The sequence below is a fragment of the Mesorhizobium sp. M7A.F.Ca.ET.027.02.1.1 genome (genome assembly GCF_004022985.1).
Lineage (GTDB): Bacteria > Pseudomonadota > Alphaproteobacteria > Rhizobiales > Rhizobiaceae > Mesorhizobium.
In genome coordinates this window covers 1-15363 of the sequence record NZ_RZOL01000121.1, presented here as the reverse complement: position 1 = coordinate 15363, position 15363 = coordinate 1, and the positions used below count along the sequence as shown (strand labels likewise).

Annotated in this window: 18 protein-coding genes; 8 read left to right on the top strand and 10 right to left on the bottom strand. The window is 62.9% G+C overall.

Annotation, left to right across the window (positions count from 1 at the left end; translation table 11 throughout):
- From hisF to hisB, 7 genes are all read right to left on the bottom strand, one after another.
- Nucleotides 1-661 (bottom strand): imidazole glycerol phosphate synthase subunit HisF (gene hisF, locus EN749_RS15485; protein WP_189367533.1); only part of this gene is annotated, 661 nt, incomplete at its 3' end.
- On the bottom strand, nt 658-1494 hold the full coding sequence (locus tag EN749_RS15480) for an arginase family protein (protein WP_128363452.1): 837 nt from the start codon (nt 1492-1494) through the stop codon (nt 658-660). The genes hisF and EN749_RS15480, both read right to left, overlap by 4 nt.
- A complete protein-coding gene (gene hisA, locus EN749_RS15475; protein ID WP_127380293.1) occupies nt 1491-2234 on the bottom strand; it encodes a 1-(5-phosphoribosyl)-5-[(5-phosphoribosylamino)methylideneamino]imidazole-4-carboxamide isomerase in 744 nt (247 codons plus the stop codon). The genes EN749_RS15480 and hisA overlap by 4 nt, the downstream gene beginning before the upstream one ends.
- 4 nt (nt 2235-2238) lie before the next feature.
- Nucleotides 2239-2529 carry a DUF1330 domain-containing protein gene (locus tag EN749_RS15470; protein WP_127380294.1) on the bottom strand — a complete coding sequence of 97 codons (291 nt, stop codon included), beginning with the start codon at nt 2527-2529 and terminating at the stop codon, nt 2239-2241.
- An 87-nt stretch (nt 2530-2616) separates the two neighbouring features.
- The gene (hisH, locus tag EN749_RS15465; protein WP_128363451.1) at nt 2617-3267 is read right to left on the bottom strand and encodes an imidazole glycerol phosphate synthase subunit HisH; all 651 of its coding nucleotides are present in this window, start codon (nt 3265-3267) and stop codon (nt 2617-2619) included.
- Between the two features lies 1 nt (nt 3268).
- The gene (locus tag EN749_RS15460) at nt 3269-3745 is read right to left on the bottom strand and encodes a DUF2628 domain-containing protein (protein ID WP_027039976.1); all 477 of its coding nucleotides are present in this window, start codon (nt 3743-3745) and stop codon (nt 3269-3271) included.
- Nucleotides 3746-3749: 4 nt separating this feature from the next.
- Nucleotides 3750-4349 (bottom strand): imidazoleglycerol-phosphate dehydratase HisB, encoded by a 600-nt coding sequence (gene hisB / locus EN749_RS15455; RefSeq protein WP_128363450.1) that lies wholly within the window; start codon nt 4347-4349, stop codon nt 3750-3752.
- 228 nt (nt 4350-4577) lie between these two features.
- Here hisB and hslV point away from each other — a divergent pair, with 228 nt between their 5' ends.
- The 6 genes from hslV to EN749_RS15425 all read left to right on the top strand — a co-directional run bounded on the left by hslV (nt 4578) and on the right by EN749_RS15425 (nt 10030).
- A complete protein-coding gene (hslV, locus tag EN749_RS15450) occupies nt 4578-5129 on the top strand; it encodes an ATP-dependent protease subunit HslV (protein WP_127320227.1) in 552 nt (183 codons plus the stop codon).
- Nucleotides 5130-5199: 70 nt separating this feature from the next.
- Nucleotides 5200-5712, top strand: coding sequence for a GNAT family N-acetyltransferase (locus EN749_RS15445; protein ID WP_127270633.1), 513 nt, complete (start codon nt 5200-5202; stop codon nt 5710-5712).
- Nucleotides 5709-6869, top strand: a complete 1161-nt coding sequence (locus EN749_RS15440; RefSeq protein ID WP_189367531.1) for a hypothetical protein — start codon at nt 5709-5711, stop codon at nt 6867-6869. Before EN749_RS15445 ends, EN749_RS15440 begins: the two co-directional genes overlap by 4 nt.
- A 106-nt stretch (nt 6870-6975) precedes the next feature.
- The gene (locus EN749_RS15435) at nt 6976-7521 is read left to right on the top strand and encodes a DUF2585 domain-containing protein (RefSeq protein ID WP_245491403.1); all 546 of its coding nucleotides are present in this window, start codon (nt 6976-6978) and stop codon (nt 7519-7521) included.
- A 4-nt stretch (nt 7522-7525) separates the two neighbouring features.
- Nucleotides 7526-8836, top strand: coding sequence for an ATP-dependent protease ATPase subunit HslU (gene hslU, locus EN749_RS15430; protein ID WP_127328515.1), 1311 nt, complete (start codon nt 7526-7528; stop codon nt 8834-8836).
- A 234-nt stretch (nt 8837-9070) separates the two neighbouring features.
- The gene (locus tag EN749_RS15425; protein WP_128289658.1) at nt 9071-10030 is read left to right on the top strand and encodes a DUF1402 family protein; all 960 of its coding nucleotides are present in this window, start codon (nt 9071-9073) and stop codon (nt 10028-10030) included.
- 245 nt (nt 10031-10275) lie between these two features.
- Here EN749_RS15425 and EN749_RS15415 read toward each other — a convergent pair whose 3' ends face one another.
- The 3 genes from EN749_RS15415 to EN749_RS15405 all read right to left on the bottom strand — a co-directional run bounded on the left by EN749_RS15415 (nt 10276) and on the right by EN749_RS15405 (nt 13013).
- Nucleotides 10276-11514 (bottom strand): FAD-dependent oxidoreductase, encoded by a 1239-nt coding sequence (locus tag EN749_RS15415; RefSeq protein WP_189367528.1) that lies wholly within the window; start codon nt 11512-11514, stop codon nt 10276-10278.
- Nucleotides 11511-11825 carry a MocE family 2Fe-2S type ferredoxin gene (locus tag EN749_RS15410; protein WP_027161041.1) on the bottom strand — a complete coding sequence of 105 codons (315 nt, stop codon included), beginning with the start codon at nt 11823-11825 and terminating at the stop codon, nt 11511-11513. The genes EN749_RS15415 and EN749_RS15410 overlap by 4 nt, the downstream gene beginning before the upstream one ends.
- 96 nt (nt 11826-11921) lie before the next feature.
- Nucleotides 11922-13013 (bottom strand): fatty acid desaturase family protein, encoded by a 1092-nt coding sequence (locus EN749_RS15405; protein ID WP_128363447.1) that lies wholly within the window; start codon nt 13011-13013, stop codon nt 11922-11924.
- 169 nt (nt 13014-13182) lie between these two features.
- Between EN749_RS15405 and EN749_RS15400 the strand changes: the two genes are divergently transcribed.
- Complete coding sequence (locus EN749_RS15400) at nt 13183-14214, top strand: LacI family DNA-binding transcriptional regulator (RefSeq protein WP_128363446.1); 1032 nt, start codon at nt 13183-13185, stop codon at nt 14212-14214.
- Between the two features lie 299 nt (nt 14215-14513).
- Nucleotides 14514-15363, top strand: an 850-nt coding sequence (locus EN749_RS15395; protein ID WP_145990925.1) for a substrate-binding domain-containing protein, incomplete at its 3' end; no start/stop codon positions are given.

Genomic DNA, 15363 nt, shown 5'->3' with positions numbered 1-15363 from the left:
GAATGCCTTCGACCATGTGGTCGAGCGTGCCGACGCCGCCGGAGGCGATCACCGGCGCACGCACGGCGTCTGATATCGCGCGGGTCAGCGCGATGTCGTAGCCGGCCTTGGTGCCGTCCCGATCCATCGAGGTCAGCAGGATCTCGCCGGCGCCGCGATCGACCATTTTCCGGGCGAACTCGACCGCATCGATGCCGGTCTTTTCGCGGCCGCCATGGGTGAATATCTCCCAGCGGTCGGCCTCATTGGTGCCCGACACTTTCTTGGCGTCGATGGCGACGACGATGCACTGGTTGCCGAACTTGTCGGCGGCCTCCGCAACGAAATCCGGGTTCTTCACCGCGGCCGTGTTGATCGACACCTTGTCGGCGCCGGCCAAAAGCAGCTTCCTGATATCGGCGACCTGGCGCACGCCGCCGCCAACGGTCAGCGGCATAAAGCATTGTTCGGCGGTGCGTGCGATGACGTCGAAGATGGTCTCGCGATTGTCCGACGAAGCGGTGATGTCGAGGAAGCAGAGTTCGTCGGCGCCGGCCGCGTCATAGGCCTTGGCCGCCTCGACCGGATCGCCGGCGTCGACGAGATCGACGAAGTTGACGCCCTTGACGACACGGCCGTTCTTGACGTCGAGACAGGGGATGACACGGGCTTTCAGCATCAGCGACCCTCTATCGTGGCGATGAGATCGTTCAGCAACTGGCCGACCAGCGGCGGAACATCGGCCTGGGCGTCGAAGGCCGGGTCATAGGCGGAGACGGTGATGCCGACGATCGGCACCGCAAGCGCCATGGCGCAAGTGGCATCGCGCAGCTGTTCCGGGCTCGGCCCGCCCGAAGTGATATAGCGGTTGGCCTGCAGCTCCCGGGGATCGTGCACGTCCATGTCGAGATGCATGTGCACGCGTCTGGCGCCGGCGATCTTCAGTCTTTCGGCCGCCTGGGCCACCCCGGAGCATTCCGTCCGCACGATCGGCAATGTCTCCAGCAGCCGCTTCTCGTCCGGATCGAGATCGCGCGCGTTGACGAGCACGCAGCGTGACGGATCGACCGGCTTGAAGCCGGGAATGGCGGACGCCATCGGTCGCCAGCACAGGCCGAGCACGGTCGCCAGCGCCATGCCGTCGAGAAAGCCATATGTGGATGTCTCGGGCGTGTTGAGATCGCCATGCTGGTCGGCCCAGATGATCGCATCGGCGTCTTCGCCGGCGACCGCGCCGGCGCTGGTCAGGCAGTTTCCGGCAAGGACGATGGGAAACCGACCGGCGTCACGGGCAAGACGAACCTCGCTCGCAACCGCGTTGCAGACGGCAAAGCCGGTGGCGATTTCGCGCTCCTGGGTATCTCCAACCTTGCCGATATCCTCGACCATCACATCGTGGCCGGCCATCGTCAGGGCGTCGACGAGCCCGCCAGAGACCAGCGCGTCCGGACCCTGGCCCATGCCGCCATGGTAATGGCCGCTGTCATAGGACGCCAGGATAATGGAGATTTTCACGTCCGCGTCTCCGCCCTGCCCTGCAGGATCGCCAGGGCCTCGGCCGGATCGATGCGGCCATCATAGAGCGCGCGGCCGGAGATCGCGCCTTCGAGCTTTTGCGCATCGGGCATGGTCATGCGCACGATGTCGGCGATCGAGGCGAGGCCGCCCGACGCGATGACCGGGATCGACACGGCATCGGCGAGGTCGATGGTGGCGTCCCAGTTGATGCCGGTCAAAACGCCGTCGCGGTCGATGTCGGTGTAGATGATGGCAGCGACGCCGGCGCCCTCGAATTTCCTGGCCAGTTCGATGACGCCGAGGCTCGACGCCTCGGCCCAGCCCTCGACGGCGACCTTGCCGCCCTTGGCGTCGATGCCGACGGCGACCTTGCCCGGAAACGCCTTGCAGGCCTGTTTGACAAGGTCCGGGTCACGCACCGCCACCGTGCCGAGGATGACCCGGGCCAGGCCGCGATCGAGCCAGTCCTCGATCTGCGCCAGCGTGCGGATGCCGCCGCCGAGCTGCACCGGGTTCTTCGTCGCCTTGAGGATGGCGCCGACCGCCGCGCTGTTGACGCTCTGGCCCTGGAAGGCGCCGTTGAGGTCGACGACATGCAGCCATTCGAAGCCCTGTTGCTCGAAGGCCCGCGCCTGCGCGGCAGGATCATCGTTGTAGATGGTCGCGGTGGCCATGTCGCCATGCCTGAGGCGCACGCACTGGCCGTCCTTGAGATCTATCGCCGGGAAAAGGATCATCCGTTCAGGCGCCTTCCACAATGGCGAAATGGGACGTCGAATAGAGGCGTCGGAATTTCAGCGCCACCTGGTATTCAGGCGAATGGAAGCAGGCGAGTGCGACCGCATAGCTCTCGAACTCGATGATGACATGGCGATTGCCCGACGGCCCTTCCGGGCTCGACGACTGACCGCCGCGGGTCAGGAACTTTGCGCCATATTTGTCGAAAGCCGCTTTGTTGGCGGCAATGTATAGCGGATAATTTTCCGGATCGGTCACCTCGACCATCGCCATCCAGTAGCCCTTCTTGCTCATGGTCTATCCCTCTGCTCGAGCATGATCTCCGGACAAACGGGAACCGTTTGTCCGAGAAAGCCGGGGTCCACTTTTCGGGATCATGCTCTAGGGCCTCCAGCGCAGGAAATTGGTGATCAGCGCGAGGCCGAGCGCCTGGCTCTTTTCCGGGTGGAACTGCGTGCCGACAAGATTGTCGCGGGCGACGGCCGCCGTCACCGGGCCGCCATAGTCGGCAACCGCCAGAACCTCGTCCGCCTTGCCCGCATCGAGATGATAGGAATGCACGAAATAGGCATGCAGCCCGCTTGCGCCAGTCGGTATGCCGGCAAACAGCGGATGCTGGCGCTTGAGCTCGATCGTGTTCCAGCCGATCTGCGGGATCTTCAGCGCCGGATCGGAAGGCATGATCTCCTTCACGTCGCCCGATATCCAGCCGAAGCCCTTGGTAATCGTCTTTTCGAGGCCGCGCTGCGACATCAGCTGCATGCCGACGCAGATACCGAGGAACGGCCGGCCCTTGACGATCGCAACCTCCTCGACGGCTTCCCACATGCCGTCGACGGCCTGCAGGCCGGAGGCGCAGTCGGCATAGGCGCCGACGCCGGGCAGGACGATGCGATCGGCCGTGCGCACCCGCTCGGCATCTGCGGTCAGGTCGATATCAGCCGATATGCCGGCTTCGCGCGCGGCGCGCTCGAAAGCCTTGGTGGCCGAGCGCAAATTGCCCGAGCCGTAGTCGATGATCGCAACCCGCATGTCAGCTTCTTCCCGGAATGTGGGTCAGCCCCAGCGCCATGCCCGGCTGCGCTGGCCGCGCGAGGGCAGCATCGGGGACCATGCGCGGCGCCGGCACAACCTCATCGGCAAGCGCTTCCGCTTCCAGCGCATAGCGTGTGTCGGCATCGTCGAGCCAACCGGCTTCGACCGCGCCCCATTCGTGCCAACCGCGCCGGCGAAGTGCCGCGATGCGCAGGCCTTGCCCTTCCAGTCCGACATAGAGCGAAACCAACAGCGACAGCAGCGAGCCGGCCAGACCAAGGCCGAGCTTCTGGCCCAGCATCGAAAGCAGGCCCATGACGACGAAGGCAAGCGCTGCCTCGATCCACAGCCGATGCCAGGCGAACCATAGCGGCGGCACCAGGAGGCCCAGCCAGGTGAAGCCATCGCGGACAAAGGCCGTGGCATCGGCCTTCTCGCTGCGGCCTGGCGGTTCCATCACGACATAGGTGGCCATTGCCTTATCCCTTCAACGATCCCTTGGTGGAGGGAACCGCATCCGGCTGGCGCGGATCGCGCTCGAGAGCCGCGCGCAGCGCGCGCGCCACCGCCTTGAAGCAGGTCTCGGCGATGTGATGGTTGTTGGCGCCATAATGATTGGTGACATGCAGCGTGATGCCGGCATTCTGCGCCAAAGCCTGGAAGAATTCGCGCACCAGCTCGGTGTCGAAGGTGCCGATCTTCGGCGACGAGAAGGAAACGTTCCAGACCAGGAACGGACGGCCGGACACGTCGATCGCGGCGCGCGTCAGCGTCTCGTCCATGGCAAGGTCGATCGAGGCATAGCGCATGATGCCGCGCCGCTCGCCCAGTGCCTTGGCCAGTGCCTGGCCAAGCGCGATGCCGGTGTCCTCGACCGTGTGATGATCGTCGATATGCAGGTCGCCCTTGGCCCTGACCGTCATGTCGATCAGGGAATGGCGCGACAGCTGGTCCAGCATATGGTCAAAGAAGCCGACGCCCGTCGAAATGTCCGATTTTCCGGTGCCGTCGACATGGACCGAGACGGCAATCTCGGTTTCCTTGGTCTTGCGGCTGACTTCGGCGGCGCGGGGCGGCATCACTCTATCCTTGTCCCAGAGGTTCACATCGTGACCGGCTCAGAGGTTCAAGCCCTCGCAGGCTTGAAAACGAAAGCCTTCTAGCAGCATGATCCGGCGATTGCCAGTTGCGAACCCGGCCGCTATCCAGCGGTTTGCAATCATCGGTCCCATGCATACATATGGCCGATCAAGTCACTCGTACCGCGCCGATCGCCTTATCGGGATGGCGCTGCTCGGAGCCAGGAAATGTCCGATAATCTGACCATGCACGCCACGACCATCGTGACGGTGCGCAAGGGCAACAAGGTGGTGATCGCCGGCGACGGCCAGGTCAGCCTTGGCCAGACCATCATGAAGGGCAACGCCAAGAAGGTGCGCCGCATCGGCAAGGGCGGCAATGTGATCGCCGGGTTCGCCGGCGCCACCGCCGACGCCTTCACGCTGCTGGAGCGGCTCGAAGCCAAGCTCGAACAATATCCAGACCAGCTGACGCGCGCCTGCGTCGAACTAGCCAAGGACTGGCGCACCGACCGCTATCTGCGCCGGCTCGAGGCGATGATGCTGGTGGCCGACAAGTCGGTATCGCTGGCGCTGACCGGCACCGGCGACGTGCTCGAACCCGAATTCGGCGTCATGGCCATCGGTTCGGGCGGCAACTACGCGCTGGCCGCGGCCCGCGCGCTGATGGACAGCGACAAGGATGCCGAGGAGATCGCCCGCAAGGCGATGCAGATCGCATCCGACATCTGCGTCTACACCAACAACAATTTCGTCGTCGAAACGCTCGATGTCGGCTGAAAAGCCGGCCATGACCCCGAAAAGTGGAAACCGGTTTTCTCGGACGAACGGTTCCGTTCGTCCAGAGATCATGGCCGAACAAGAAGATAGCTACGATTTTCGGCCGGTGACGGAAAAAGACCTGCCGATGATCGCCGGCTGGCTCGCCGAGCCGCATGTTGCAGAGTGGTGGGACGATCCGGAGACGGAAATCGCCGGCATTCGCGAGCACATCGACTCGATTTCGGTCGAGCCGCTGATCGTCGAGCTCGACGGCAAGCCGATCGCCTATCTGCAGAGCTACGACCCGCATCTGGAAGACGACCATCCCTATGCCGACCAGCCGTTCGGCACGCTCGGCATCGACGTGTCGATCGGCGTGCCGGAGCTGCTCGGGCGCGGCCATGGCTCGGCAATCGTGCGCCAGTTCGTCGAACAGCTTTTCGAGGAAGGTGTTCCGCGCGTCATCATCGATCCGGATCCCGCCAATGTCAGGGCGATCCGTGCCTATGAAAAGGCTGGCTTTGTTGCCTTTGACACCAGAACATCGGAGTACGGGCCGGCCTTGATGATGGCGCGCGACGCGACGCAGGAGCCCAATTGATCAGCGCCGAAACCCTCGACAAGGCAGTCGCGAAAGGTTTGATCTCGCAGACCCTGCGCGATCAGTTGGAGGCCATGGAACGTGCGGTCGCTCTCGCCCCCGAGGCCAGGCGCGCCGATGACGAGGGTGACGAGGAAAACCTGCGGCTGGTAGGCGGCGGCAACGATCTGTTCGTCACCGTGGGAACCGTTCTGCTCAGCGCCGGCTTCTTCTTTGTCCTGACCACCTTGCTTCCAGGCCAGACATTCTGGATCGCAGGCATCCTCGCGGTTTTCGCCTGGGGGCTCGCCGAAATCGTCACGCGTCAGCACCGGATGAAATTATCGTCGTCCGTGCTTGCCCTGATTTTCATGGCCGCCATTCTGGCCGCTCTGGCGCTACAGGTGGAGGCCAGCTTCGGCATACGCAAGCCGGAGACTATCTGGCAGCTATTGGCGTTGCGCAAGACGGCGTCCCAGGCCGGATATCTGTTCCTGGGCGGAGGAATAATCGCGGCGGCGATCTATTTCTGGCGTTTTCGCGTCCCCATCATTGCCGGGGCTATCGCCATCGCTTTTACACTGCTTGCCTTCCTGCAAACGGCGATAATCCTGTATGACAGCGTGACAGCGGGTGCGATTGCGCCACCGCGTATGGAGGATGTTCCCGAATTGCTCCGCGCGGCACTTTACATGCCGCTGATCTGCGGCCTGATCGTGTTCGCAACGGGTGTAGCTTTTGACATTTACGACAGGGATCGACGCAAGATCTGGTCCGATTGCGCTTTCTGGCTGCATGTCGTCTCGGCGCCTATGCTGGTGCATCCGCTCTTCATCATGGCAACTGGCCAGAACGTCGTATTCGGACATATCGCGCCGGATACCAATGCAACCCTCATGCTGGCGATTCTGATCCTTGGCTTCCTCTATGTCGCGCTTGCCATAGACCGCCGTTCGCTTCTGGTTCCGACATTGGCTTACTTCGGCTCGCTGGGCATCTATTATCTGGTGAATTCCGCCTCCGATTCGACGGGTATCCCGCCTTTTGCCTTGATCCTGGTCGTTGTTGGCGCGCTGATTATTCTGTTCGGGGCTGGCTGGCAGCGTATCCGGCGGATTGTGGTCAAACCCACCTTGCCGGCTGCCGTGATCCGCCGTCTACCGCCGCTGAAGGCGTGACAAGGCTTTGTGATGATCGACACGGCGACGCGAAACCAGGGGGAATGAACCGATGACGACACCGGCCACGGAGAACAGCTATTCGGCCTATGAAGACAGCTGGCGGATGGGGCTTCTGCTGGTGCTTGCCCTGGTCATCTTCCAGGCCGGGGCGCTCTACGGCATGGGGCGAGCGCCGATCTGCACCTGCGGCTACGTCAAGCTCTGGCATGGCGTCGTGCAGAGTTCGGAGAATTCCCAGCACATTTCGGACTGGTATACGTTCTCGCACATCATCCACGGCTTTCTGTTCTATGCGCTGGCAAGATTCCTGTTCCCGCGTTCGCCGATCGGCTTGAGGCTGGCGTTCGCCGTCTTCATCGAAGGCGGCTGGGAGCTGCTCGAAAACAGCCCATTCATCATCGAGCGCTACCGCGCCGGCACCATCTCGCTCGACTATTACGGCGACAGCATCATCAATTCGGTGTCCGACACACTGGCCATGATGCTGGGATTTGTGATGGCGCGAAGGCTGCCTATATGGGTGATCGTCAGCCTTGCCATCATCTTCGAACTCGGTACCGGCTATCTCATCCGGGACAATCTGACACTCAACGTGATCATGCTGCTGCATCCGTTCGAGGCCATCAAGCAGTGGCAAAGTGGAATCTAGTGATATGAGCACATTTTCTCCCCGCGAAATCGTTTCGGAACTCGACCGTTTCATCATCGGCCAGAAGGACGCCAAGCGCGCCGTGGCCATCGCCTTGCGCAACCGCTGGCGCCGCCAGCAGCTGGAAGGCCAGATGCGCGAAGAGGTGATGCCGAAGAACATCCTGATGATTGGGCCGACCGGCGTCGGCAAGACCGAAATCTCGCGCCGCCTGGCGCGGCTCGCCGGTGCGCCTTTCGTCAAGGTCGAGGCGACCAAGTTCACCGAGGTCGGCTATGTCGGCCGCGATGTCGAGCAGATCATCCGCGATCTGGTCGAGATCGCCATCGGCCTGGTGCGCGAGAAGATGCGCGAAGACGTCAAGGCGCGCGCCCACGTCAACGCCGAGGAACGCGTGCTGGAAGCGCTGGTCGGCAAGACGGCGAGCCCGGCCACCCGCGATAGTTTCCGCAAGAAGCTGCGCGACGGCGAGCTCGACGACAAGGAGATCGAGGTCGAGGTTGCCGACACCGGCAGCGGCGGCATGCCCGGCTTCGAGATTCCCGGCATGCCGGGCGCCAATATCGGCGTGCTCAACATCAACGACATGCTGTCGAAGGCGATGGGCGGCAAGAAGACCAAGACGCGCAAGACGACGGTCAAGGAGTCCTACGATCTGCTGGTCAATGACGAGTCCGACAAGCTGCTCGATCAGGACGAAGTCGTGCGCCGGGCGCTCGATGCCGCGGAAAATGACGGCATCGTTTTCCTCGACGAGATCGACAAGATCGCGGCGAGATCCGACATTTCGGGCGGTCCGTCCCGCGAAGGCGTGCAGCGCGACCTGCTGCCGCTGGTTGAGGGCACCACGGTGGCGACCAAATACGGGCCGTTGAAGACGGATCATATCCTGTTCATCGCTTCCGGCGCCTTCCACGTCTCCAAGCCGTCCGACCTTTTGCCGGAGCTGCAGGGCCGCCTGCCGATCCGCGTCGAATTGCGGGCGCTGGAGAAGGACGATTTCGTCCGCATCCTGACCGAGACCGAGGCGAGCCTGATCAAGCAGTATATCGCTCTGATGAAGACCGAGGGCGTCGAGCTGACCTTCACCGACGACGCTATCGATTCGCTGGCCGGCATCGCCGTCGACCTCAACGCCAGCGTCGAGAACATCGGCGCAAGGCGGTTGCAGACGGTGATGGAGCGGGTGCTGGACGAAATCTCCTACGATGCGCCCGACCGCAACGGCACATCAGTCACCATCGATGCCGCCTATGTGGAGAAGCATGTCGGCGACCTGTCCAGGAATACCGACCTGTCGCGGTTCATCCTTTAAACGACGGCGCCGGAACGTTCCGGCACCGGTCCGGGGGCAACATTTTCCGGCAAGCAAAATCATGTGTGGCCAGATGGTACCATCTGGCCACCTTTCGTAGTGCCGGGTGAAGGGGCGCTCTCGACTCGACCAAGAGCTTTACCTAGTTTGCGCGGCAATTCTCGATCTCTTGGTTTGACGCAATTCCGGGAAACCGTTTCACACTTTTCCTGGAATTGCTTGGGCGGCGGGTGCATGAAAAAACTGATCCTGGTCATTCTCGGCTTGACGCTGGCGGCGACGCTGTTCGCCGCCGAGGCAGCGACATTGGTGCCGCCGGGAAATCGCAATGCCGTGCAGCCCGACATTCCGGGTGCCTCCAGCCGGCGCACGCAGGCGACCAACACCAGCTTCCAGGCGAAGTACCGCAAGGTCTACGCCCTGCTGCAGAACGACGCCGGTCTGCGCGGCAAGATCAAAAAGGCAGCAGCCACCTACGGCATCGATCCCCTGCACATCGTCGGCGCCATCGTCGGCGAGCACACCTACAATGTGGATGCCTATGACCGGCTGCAGACCTACTACGTCAAGGCGATCTCCTATCTCTCCAGCAAGCTGTCCTTCGCCTATGACGGCGAGGACATCACCGATTTCGTGCAGCGGCCGGAATTCAAGAAATGCGCCGGGATGTCCGACAGCTATGATCTGTGGGAATGCCGCGAGCAGGTGTGGAACCGTTCGTTTCGCGGCAAGAGCGTCGGCGGGACGAGCTTTCCCGACGATCGTTTCGGCGCCACCTTCTTCCAGCCCTATTATGCCGGCCAGACCTTCGGCCTCGGCCAGCTCAATCCGCTGACCGCCTTGCAGATGAGCGATCTCGTGCACAAGGTCTCCGGCCTGCCGAAGCTCGACGTCGGCGATCCCAATTCGGTCTACAAGACCATCATGGATCCCGACCTGACGCTGCCCTACGTCGCCGCGACGATCCGGAAATCGATCGATGCCTATAAAAGCATTGCCGGCTTCGACATTTCGGGCAATCCGGGGGTCACGGCCACGCTCTACAATGTCGGCAATCCGGAGCAGCGCGCCGACGCGCTGAAGGCGGAGAACGACAGGCGCCGCGCCGCCGGCGAGCCGGAAAAACTGCCGGAAGAGAATTACTATGGCTGGCTGGTGAATGACAAATTGCCGGAGCTGAAGGCGCTGTTTTAGGCTGGGGTTCAGGCGCGCTGACGTTAATTTGCCGACGCCTGCGCCGCCCCTCATTGTCCTGCCGGACATTTCTCCCCGTATAGTGACGGGAGAAAGGGGCTGGCCGCAACCTCGGCGCCCTTCTTGCGATGCTGGTGATTGGCGAAACCGGCGATGATAGCGCCCTTCTCCCCGTCACTATACGGGGAGAAGATGCCGGCAGGCAGATGAGGGGCAGCGCAGACGTCGGCAATTGGCGTGACGGCTCACGCCGCCAGCAGCGATTTCAGCTTGACCGCCTGTGATCCGAGCGCTTCCGGCGCCGGTTTCGCGTGCTTGCCGATCAGCATTTCGGCCAGCCTGATATCGCGGGCGACCGCGTTGCCGGGGCCGATGCCGCTGGCCGCCGCCAGCCTGCCGTCTTGCGCCAAATGGAAGAGAATGAAGGCGCCATCGCCGAGGTCGCGGCGCACGGTGCTGCTGCCTTCGTCGGACAGCCCGGCGATCTGCAGGGACAGACCATATTGATCCGACCAGAACCACGGCACCGCCGCATGCGCCTCGCCGGCACCGAGCATGTTCCTGGCCGCCAGCGCGCCCTGTTCCTGGGCGTTGCGCCAGGCTTCCAGCCGCACCCGACGGCCGCCATAGACGGCGAGCGGAAACGAGCAGCAATCGCCTGCGGCATAGATGTCGGGATCGCTGCTGCGCAATTGCGCATCGACAGCGATGCCGTTGTCGATCGCCAGGCCGGCTTCGGCCGCAAGCCCGGTCACCGGCACGGCGCCGATGCCGATGATCGCGAGGTCGGCGACGATTTCCCGGCCGCCGGCAAGCGCTATGCGCACCTTGTTGCCGTCGTCGGCGATGGACGCGATGCCATCCCCGCACAGGATATCAACGCCCTCGGCGACATGCGCGTCATGGATGATTTCGGCGATCTCCGCCGGCACGCCGCGCATCAGGATGCGCGGCTGCGCCTCGATAACGGTGACCGCAGCGCCTAGCTTGCGTGCCGCGGCGGCAAGTTCGAGGCCGATGAAACCGCCGCCGATGATGGCGATACGGTTGCCGGGGGTGAGATGCGCGCGAATCGCGAGCGCGTCGGCGAAGGTCCTGAGATAGACGCAGTGCGCGCCAAGGCCGGGCATCGGCAGCTTGCGCGGCATCGAACCCGTTGCCAGCAGGAGCTTTTCGTAAGGCAGGACCGATCCGTCCGACAGGCGCACCGCATGCGCCGCCCGATCGATCGCCACGGCCTGGACGGAATGGATATGCCGGATCGATTTCTCGGCCAGAATGGCGTCGCTGGCGATCGCCTTGATCTCGGGCGCATCGCTGGCCATCGCCTCCTTGGACAGAGGCGGGCGCTCATAGGGCAGATGCGGCTCATCGCCGACCAGCGTCACCGGCCCCCGATAATCGAGGTCGCGCAGCGCCAATGCCGCCCGCCCGCCGCATTCGCCGGCGCCGATGATGAGCATCCCCCCCGCCATGTCAGTCATCCGATCTGGATCAGGACTTTGCCGGCGTCGACCTTGACCGGGTAGGTCTTCAGATTGACGCAGACCGGGGCACCGCGGGCATCACCCGTCTTGTAGTTGAAGCGGCCATTGTGCTTGGGGCATTCGATGATGTCGTCCATCACCAGCCCGTCGGCCAGGTGCACCTTTTCATGCGTGCAGAGGCCGTCGGTGGCGAAGAACTCGTCGTCGGGGCTGCGATAGATGGCGAAGGTGCGGCCGCCATGGTCGAAGCGCATCACATCCTCCTCGTCTATGTCGCCGGTGGCGCAGGCCTCGACCCAGTCGCTCATTCAAGTCCTCCCAAAAGCAAATCCAGGAAAAGTGCGCAGCGGTTTTCCGCCCGGAATTGCGTTAAAATAAACAGTCTAGATCGGATGGAAGCACGATCATTCCGCCGCGGCGGCGATAGTGTCGTTGTGGAATTCTTCGCGATATGGCCGTGCGGTCGGCGGCAGCTCGCGCTTGAGGAAATAGTCCTCGTTGCGCAGCTGGCGCAGGAAGACCGGGATCATTTCGCGATAGCCGGCCAGGATCGACGGTGTCGGTTCCGGCAGATCGTGCTTGATCAATTCGTGCAGCCTCGGCAGCGCATGGTAGGGCACCATCGGGAACATGTGATGCTCGACATGGTAGTTCATGTTCCAGTAGATGAAGCGGCTGATCGGGTTCATGTAGACGGTGCGGCTGTTCAGCCTGTGGTCGGTGACGTTGTCGGCCAGGCCGCCATGCTGCAGCAGCCCGACCATGACATGGTGCCAGGCGCCGTAGAGCCTGGGCAGGCCGACCAGCATCAGCGGCAGGAACGAACCGGTGTAGAGCGCCAGCCCGACGGTGGCGGCATAGATCGCCGTCCAGATGCGGGCGACGCGGATCGCCTTGGGCTGTTCCTGTTCGGGAATGAAGGTCTTTTCGGCGGCGCTGACGGTGCCGGCGGCGTTGCGCAGCATGTCTGACATCGCATGCCAGGCATTGAGCACGCCAACGAAGCCCAGCATGGCGCGAACCAGATCGGGCGGCCGCATGACCGAGATTTCCGGGTCGCGGCCGACGATGACGGTGTCGGTGTGGTGGCGCGTGTGGCTCCAGCGCCAGGTCACCGGATTGCGCATGATCATGAAGCAGGCGATCTGATAGACCGCATCGTTCATCCATTGCGTCCGGAAAGCGGTGCCGTGGCCGCATTCGTGCCAACGCGAATCCGTCGAGGAGCCGTAGAGGACGCCATAGACGAAGAAGAACGGCACGCACCACCATGTGCCCCAGAACCAGGCGCCGCCGGCCCCGCTGACGATCAGCGCGGCGAACCAGATTGCCGTATCGCGGATCGCCGGCCCGTCGGAGCGCTGCATCAGCTCCTTCATCTGCTTGCGCGGTATGTCGGTGTGATACCACTCGGCCGCCGACAGGCCGGTCTCGACCGCGAGCTTGGCATCGCGGCCGATCAGGCTGTAGTCACGCCGGGACGGCGCAGTGGACATGATTGCCTCCCTCGGCAAAGGCATCCGCCAAGGCGAATGCCATGAATTCCTTTGGCTTCTAGCGTCAAAGTAACGCCGACCGATGATGGACTCAACATCATAAAGATAGTTTCTATCATTTCCCATCAGGATGCTGTACGAAGGCTCAAGCAAATCCGACGGGGCAAGCATGGTGAAGCGGCCGACCATATCTGATCTGGCGCGCATCTCGGGCGTCAGTGTCGCCACCGTCGACCGCGTGCTGAACAACCGGCTGCCGGTGCGCGAGGAGACAGCGCGCCGCGTCTACGAGACCGCTACCGATATCGGCTATCACGCCGCCGGCCTTATCAAGCAGCGCATGCGCCAGGAATTGCCGGAGTACCGGCTGGGCTTCCTGCTGCTGCGGGGCAATGATGCCTTCTACGGCGACTTCGCGCGGGAACTCGAACTGGCCATCTCGCAATCGCAACGCTTCCGGGGCGTTGCGACCATCGATTTCGCCAGTTCCCTGGCTCCCGACGAGATCGCCTCCCAGATGCGCAGGCTGGCGGCGAAATCGAGGGCCATCGCCGTTGTCGGTCCTGACCATCCGACCCTGACAGCGGTTGTGGAAACCTTGAAGGCGAGAGGGCAGCCGGTTTTTTCGGTGCTGTCCGACTTTGCCGCCGGCATCCGGGAGGGCTATATCGGCCTCGACAACCGCAAGGTCGGGCGCACCGCCGCATGGATGATCTCCAAAGCAGCCAAGCGGCCCGGCAAGGTCGCCCTCTTCGTCGGCAGTCACCGCTTCCACGGCCATGAACTGCGCGAGATCGGCTTTCGCTCCTTCTTCCGCGAGCATGCGCCGGAGTTCAGCGTGCTTGAAACGCTGGTCAATCTGGAAGCCAACCAGGTGACCCATGACGCGATGATCGATCTTCTGGCGCGTTATCCGGATCTTGCCGGCTGCTACGTCGCGGGCGGCGGCATGGAAGGCGCGGTCTCGGCGCTGCGGGCAGCGAATCCCGCGACCATGCCGGTGGTCGTCTGCAACGAGATCAACGCCGAATCGCGCGCGGCACTCGCCGACAACATCCTCACCATGGTGATCTCGACCCCGCTCGCCGCTTTGTGCCGTGAGCTCGTCGACCTGATGGCGCATGCCATCGAGACCGGCGCCGCCAACGCTCCGGGCCAGACCTTCCTGCCCTTCGACATCTATCTGCCGGAAAACATCTAGCCCGCCGCGCTAGGCCGCCGAGGCAAATGATAGAATCCATCAGAGCGATGCGTAAATCGGCCCGCAGGCCGCGGAATCGCCCTTGACGCCCCGATGTGAAATGGAATAAATATTTCATCATCAGTGTATTTTGGTTCTTTCGTTCCGGAATATCTGTTTCAAACGGAGGGTTTGACGTTCCAGCCAGGAGGCAAGCGTCACCCGGAATAGAAAAGACATCAGGGAGAGATTCCCCGGGGAGATCGGGGATTCCGGATAAATCGGTGAAACCGGACACCAATATGTGGAGGAGAAACACAATGAAGAAATTGATTTTGGGCGTCGCCTTCGCGGCGCTGATGAGCTCATCCGCCATGGCCGCCAAGGTTGGCGTGTCGATGGCCAAGTTCGACGACAACTTCCTGACCGTGCTGCGCAACGGCATGATCGAGCAGGCCAAGGGCATGAGCGGCGTCGAGCTGCAGGTCGAGGACGCGCAGAACGACGTTGCCAAGCAGCTTGACCAGATCAAGAACTTCGCCGCCTCGGGCGTCGATGCCATCATCGTCAACCCGGTCGACACTTCGGCCACGCAGGCGATGTCGGACGCAGCCGCCGCAGCCAAGATCCCGCTGGTCTATGTCAACCGCGAGCCGGTCAATGTCGACACGCTGCCCGACAACCAGGCCTTCGTCGCCTCGAACGAAGCCGATTCCGGCACGCTCGAGACCAAGGAAGTCTGCCGCCTGTTCAAGGAAGCCGGCAAGAAGGAAGCCAATGTCTATGTGATCATGGGCGAGCTTTCCAACCAGGCCGCCGTGCAGCGCACCAAGGACATCGACGACGTGATCGCGACGCCGGAGTGCAGCTTCATCAAGATCATCGACAAGCAGACGTCGAACTGGAACCGCGACGAGGCGCAGAACCTGATGACCAACTGGCTGTCGACCGGCAAGCCGTTCGACGGCGTCATCGCCAACAATGACGAAAGCGCCATCGGCGCCATCCAGGCGATGAAGGCCGGCAACATCGACATGAAGGCGGTTGTCGTCGGCGGCGTCGATGCCACCCAGGACGCGCTGGCGGCCATGCAGGCGGGCGACCTCGACGTGACCGTGTTCCAGGACGCCGCCGGCCAGGGCGCCGGCGCTCTCGATGCGGCACTCAAGC

Excerpts from the sequence above, each read along its gene's own strand:
- hisA (WP_127380293.1), bottom strand. The coding sequence starts at position 2,234 with ATGATCCTTTTCCCGGCGATAGATCTCAAGGACGGCCAGTGCGTGCGC.
- EN749_RS15470 (WP_127380294.1), bottom strand. The coding sequence starts at position 2,529 with ATGAGCAAGAAGGGCTACTGGATGGCGATGGTCGAGGTGACCGATCCG.
- hisH (WP_128363451.1), bottom strand. The coding sequence starts at position 3,267 with ATGCGGGTTGCGATCATCGACTACGGCTCGGGCAATTTGCGCTCGGCC.
- EN749_RS15460 (WP_027039976.1), bottom strand. The coding sequence starts at position 3,745 with ATGGCCACCTATGTCGTGATGGAACCGCCAGGCCGCAGCGAGAAGGCC.
- hisB (WP_128363450.1), bottom strand. The coding sequence starts at position 4,349 with ATGCCGCCCCGCGCCGCCGAAGTCAGCCGCAAGACCAAGGAAACCGAG.
- hslV (WP_127320227.1), top strand. The coding sequence starts at position 4,578 with ATGTCCGATAATCTGACCATGCACGCCACGACCATCGTGACGGTGCGC.
- EN749_RS15445 (WP_127270633.1), top strand. The coding sequence starts at position 5,200 with ATGGCCGAACAAGAAGATAGCTACGATTTTCGGCCGGTGACGGAAAAA.
- EN749_RS15435 (WP_245491403.1), top strand. The coding sequence starts at position 6,976 with ATGGGGCTTCTGCTGGTGCTTGCCCTGGTCATCTTCCAGGCCGGGGCG.
- hslU (WP_127328515.1), top strand. The coding sequence starts at position 7,526 with ATGAGCACATTTTCTCCCCGCGAAATCGTTTCGGAACTCGACCGTTTC.
- EN749_RS15425 (WP_128289658.1), top strand. The coding sequence starts at position 9,071 with ATGAAAAAACTGATCCTGGTCATTCTCGGCTTGACGCTGGCGGCGACG.
- EN749_RS15415 (WP_189367528.1), bottom strand. The coding sequence starts at position 11,514 with ATGACTGACATGGCGGGGGGGATGCTCATCATCGGCGCCGGCGAATGC.
- EN749_RS15410 (WP_027161041.1), bottom strand. The coding sequence starts at position 11,825 with ATGAGCGACTGGGTCGAGGCCTGCGCCACCGGCGACATAGACGAGGAG.
- EN749_RS15405 (WP_128363447.1), bottom strand. The coding sequence starts at position 13,013 with ATGTCCACTGCGCCGTCCCGGCGTGACTACAGCCTGATCGGCCGCGAT.
- EN749_RS15400 (WP_128363446.1), top strand. The coding sequence starts at position 13,183 with ATGGTGAAGCGGCCGACCATATCTGATCTGGCGCGCATCTCGGGCGTC.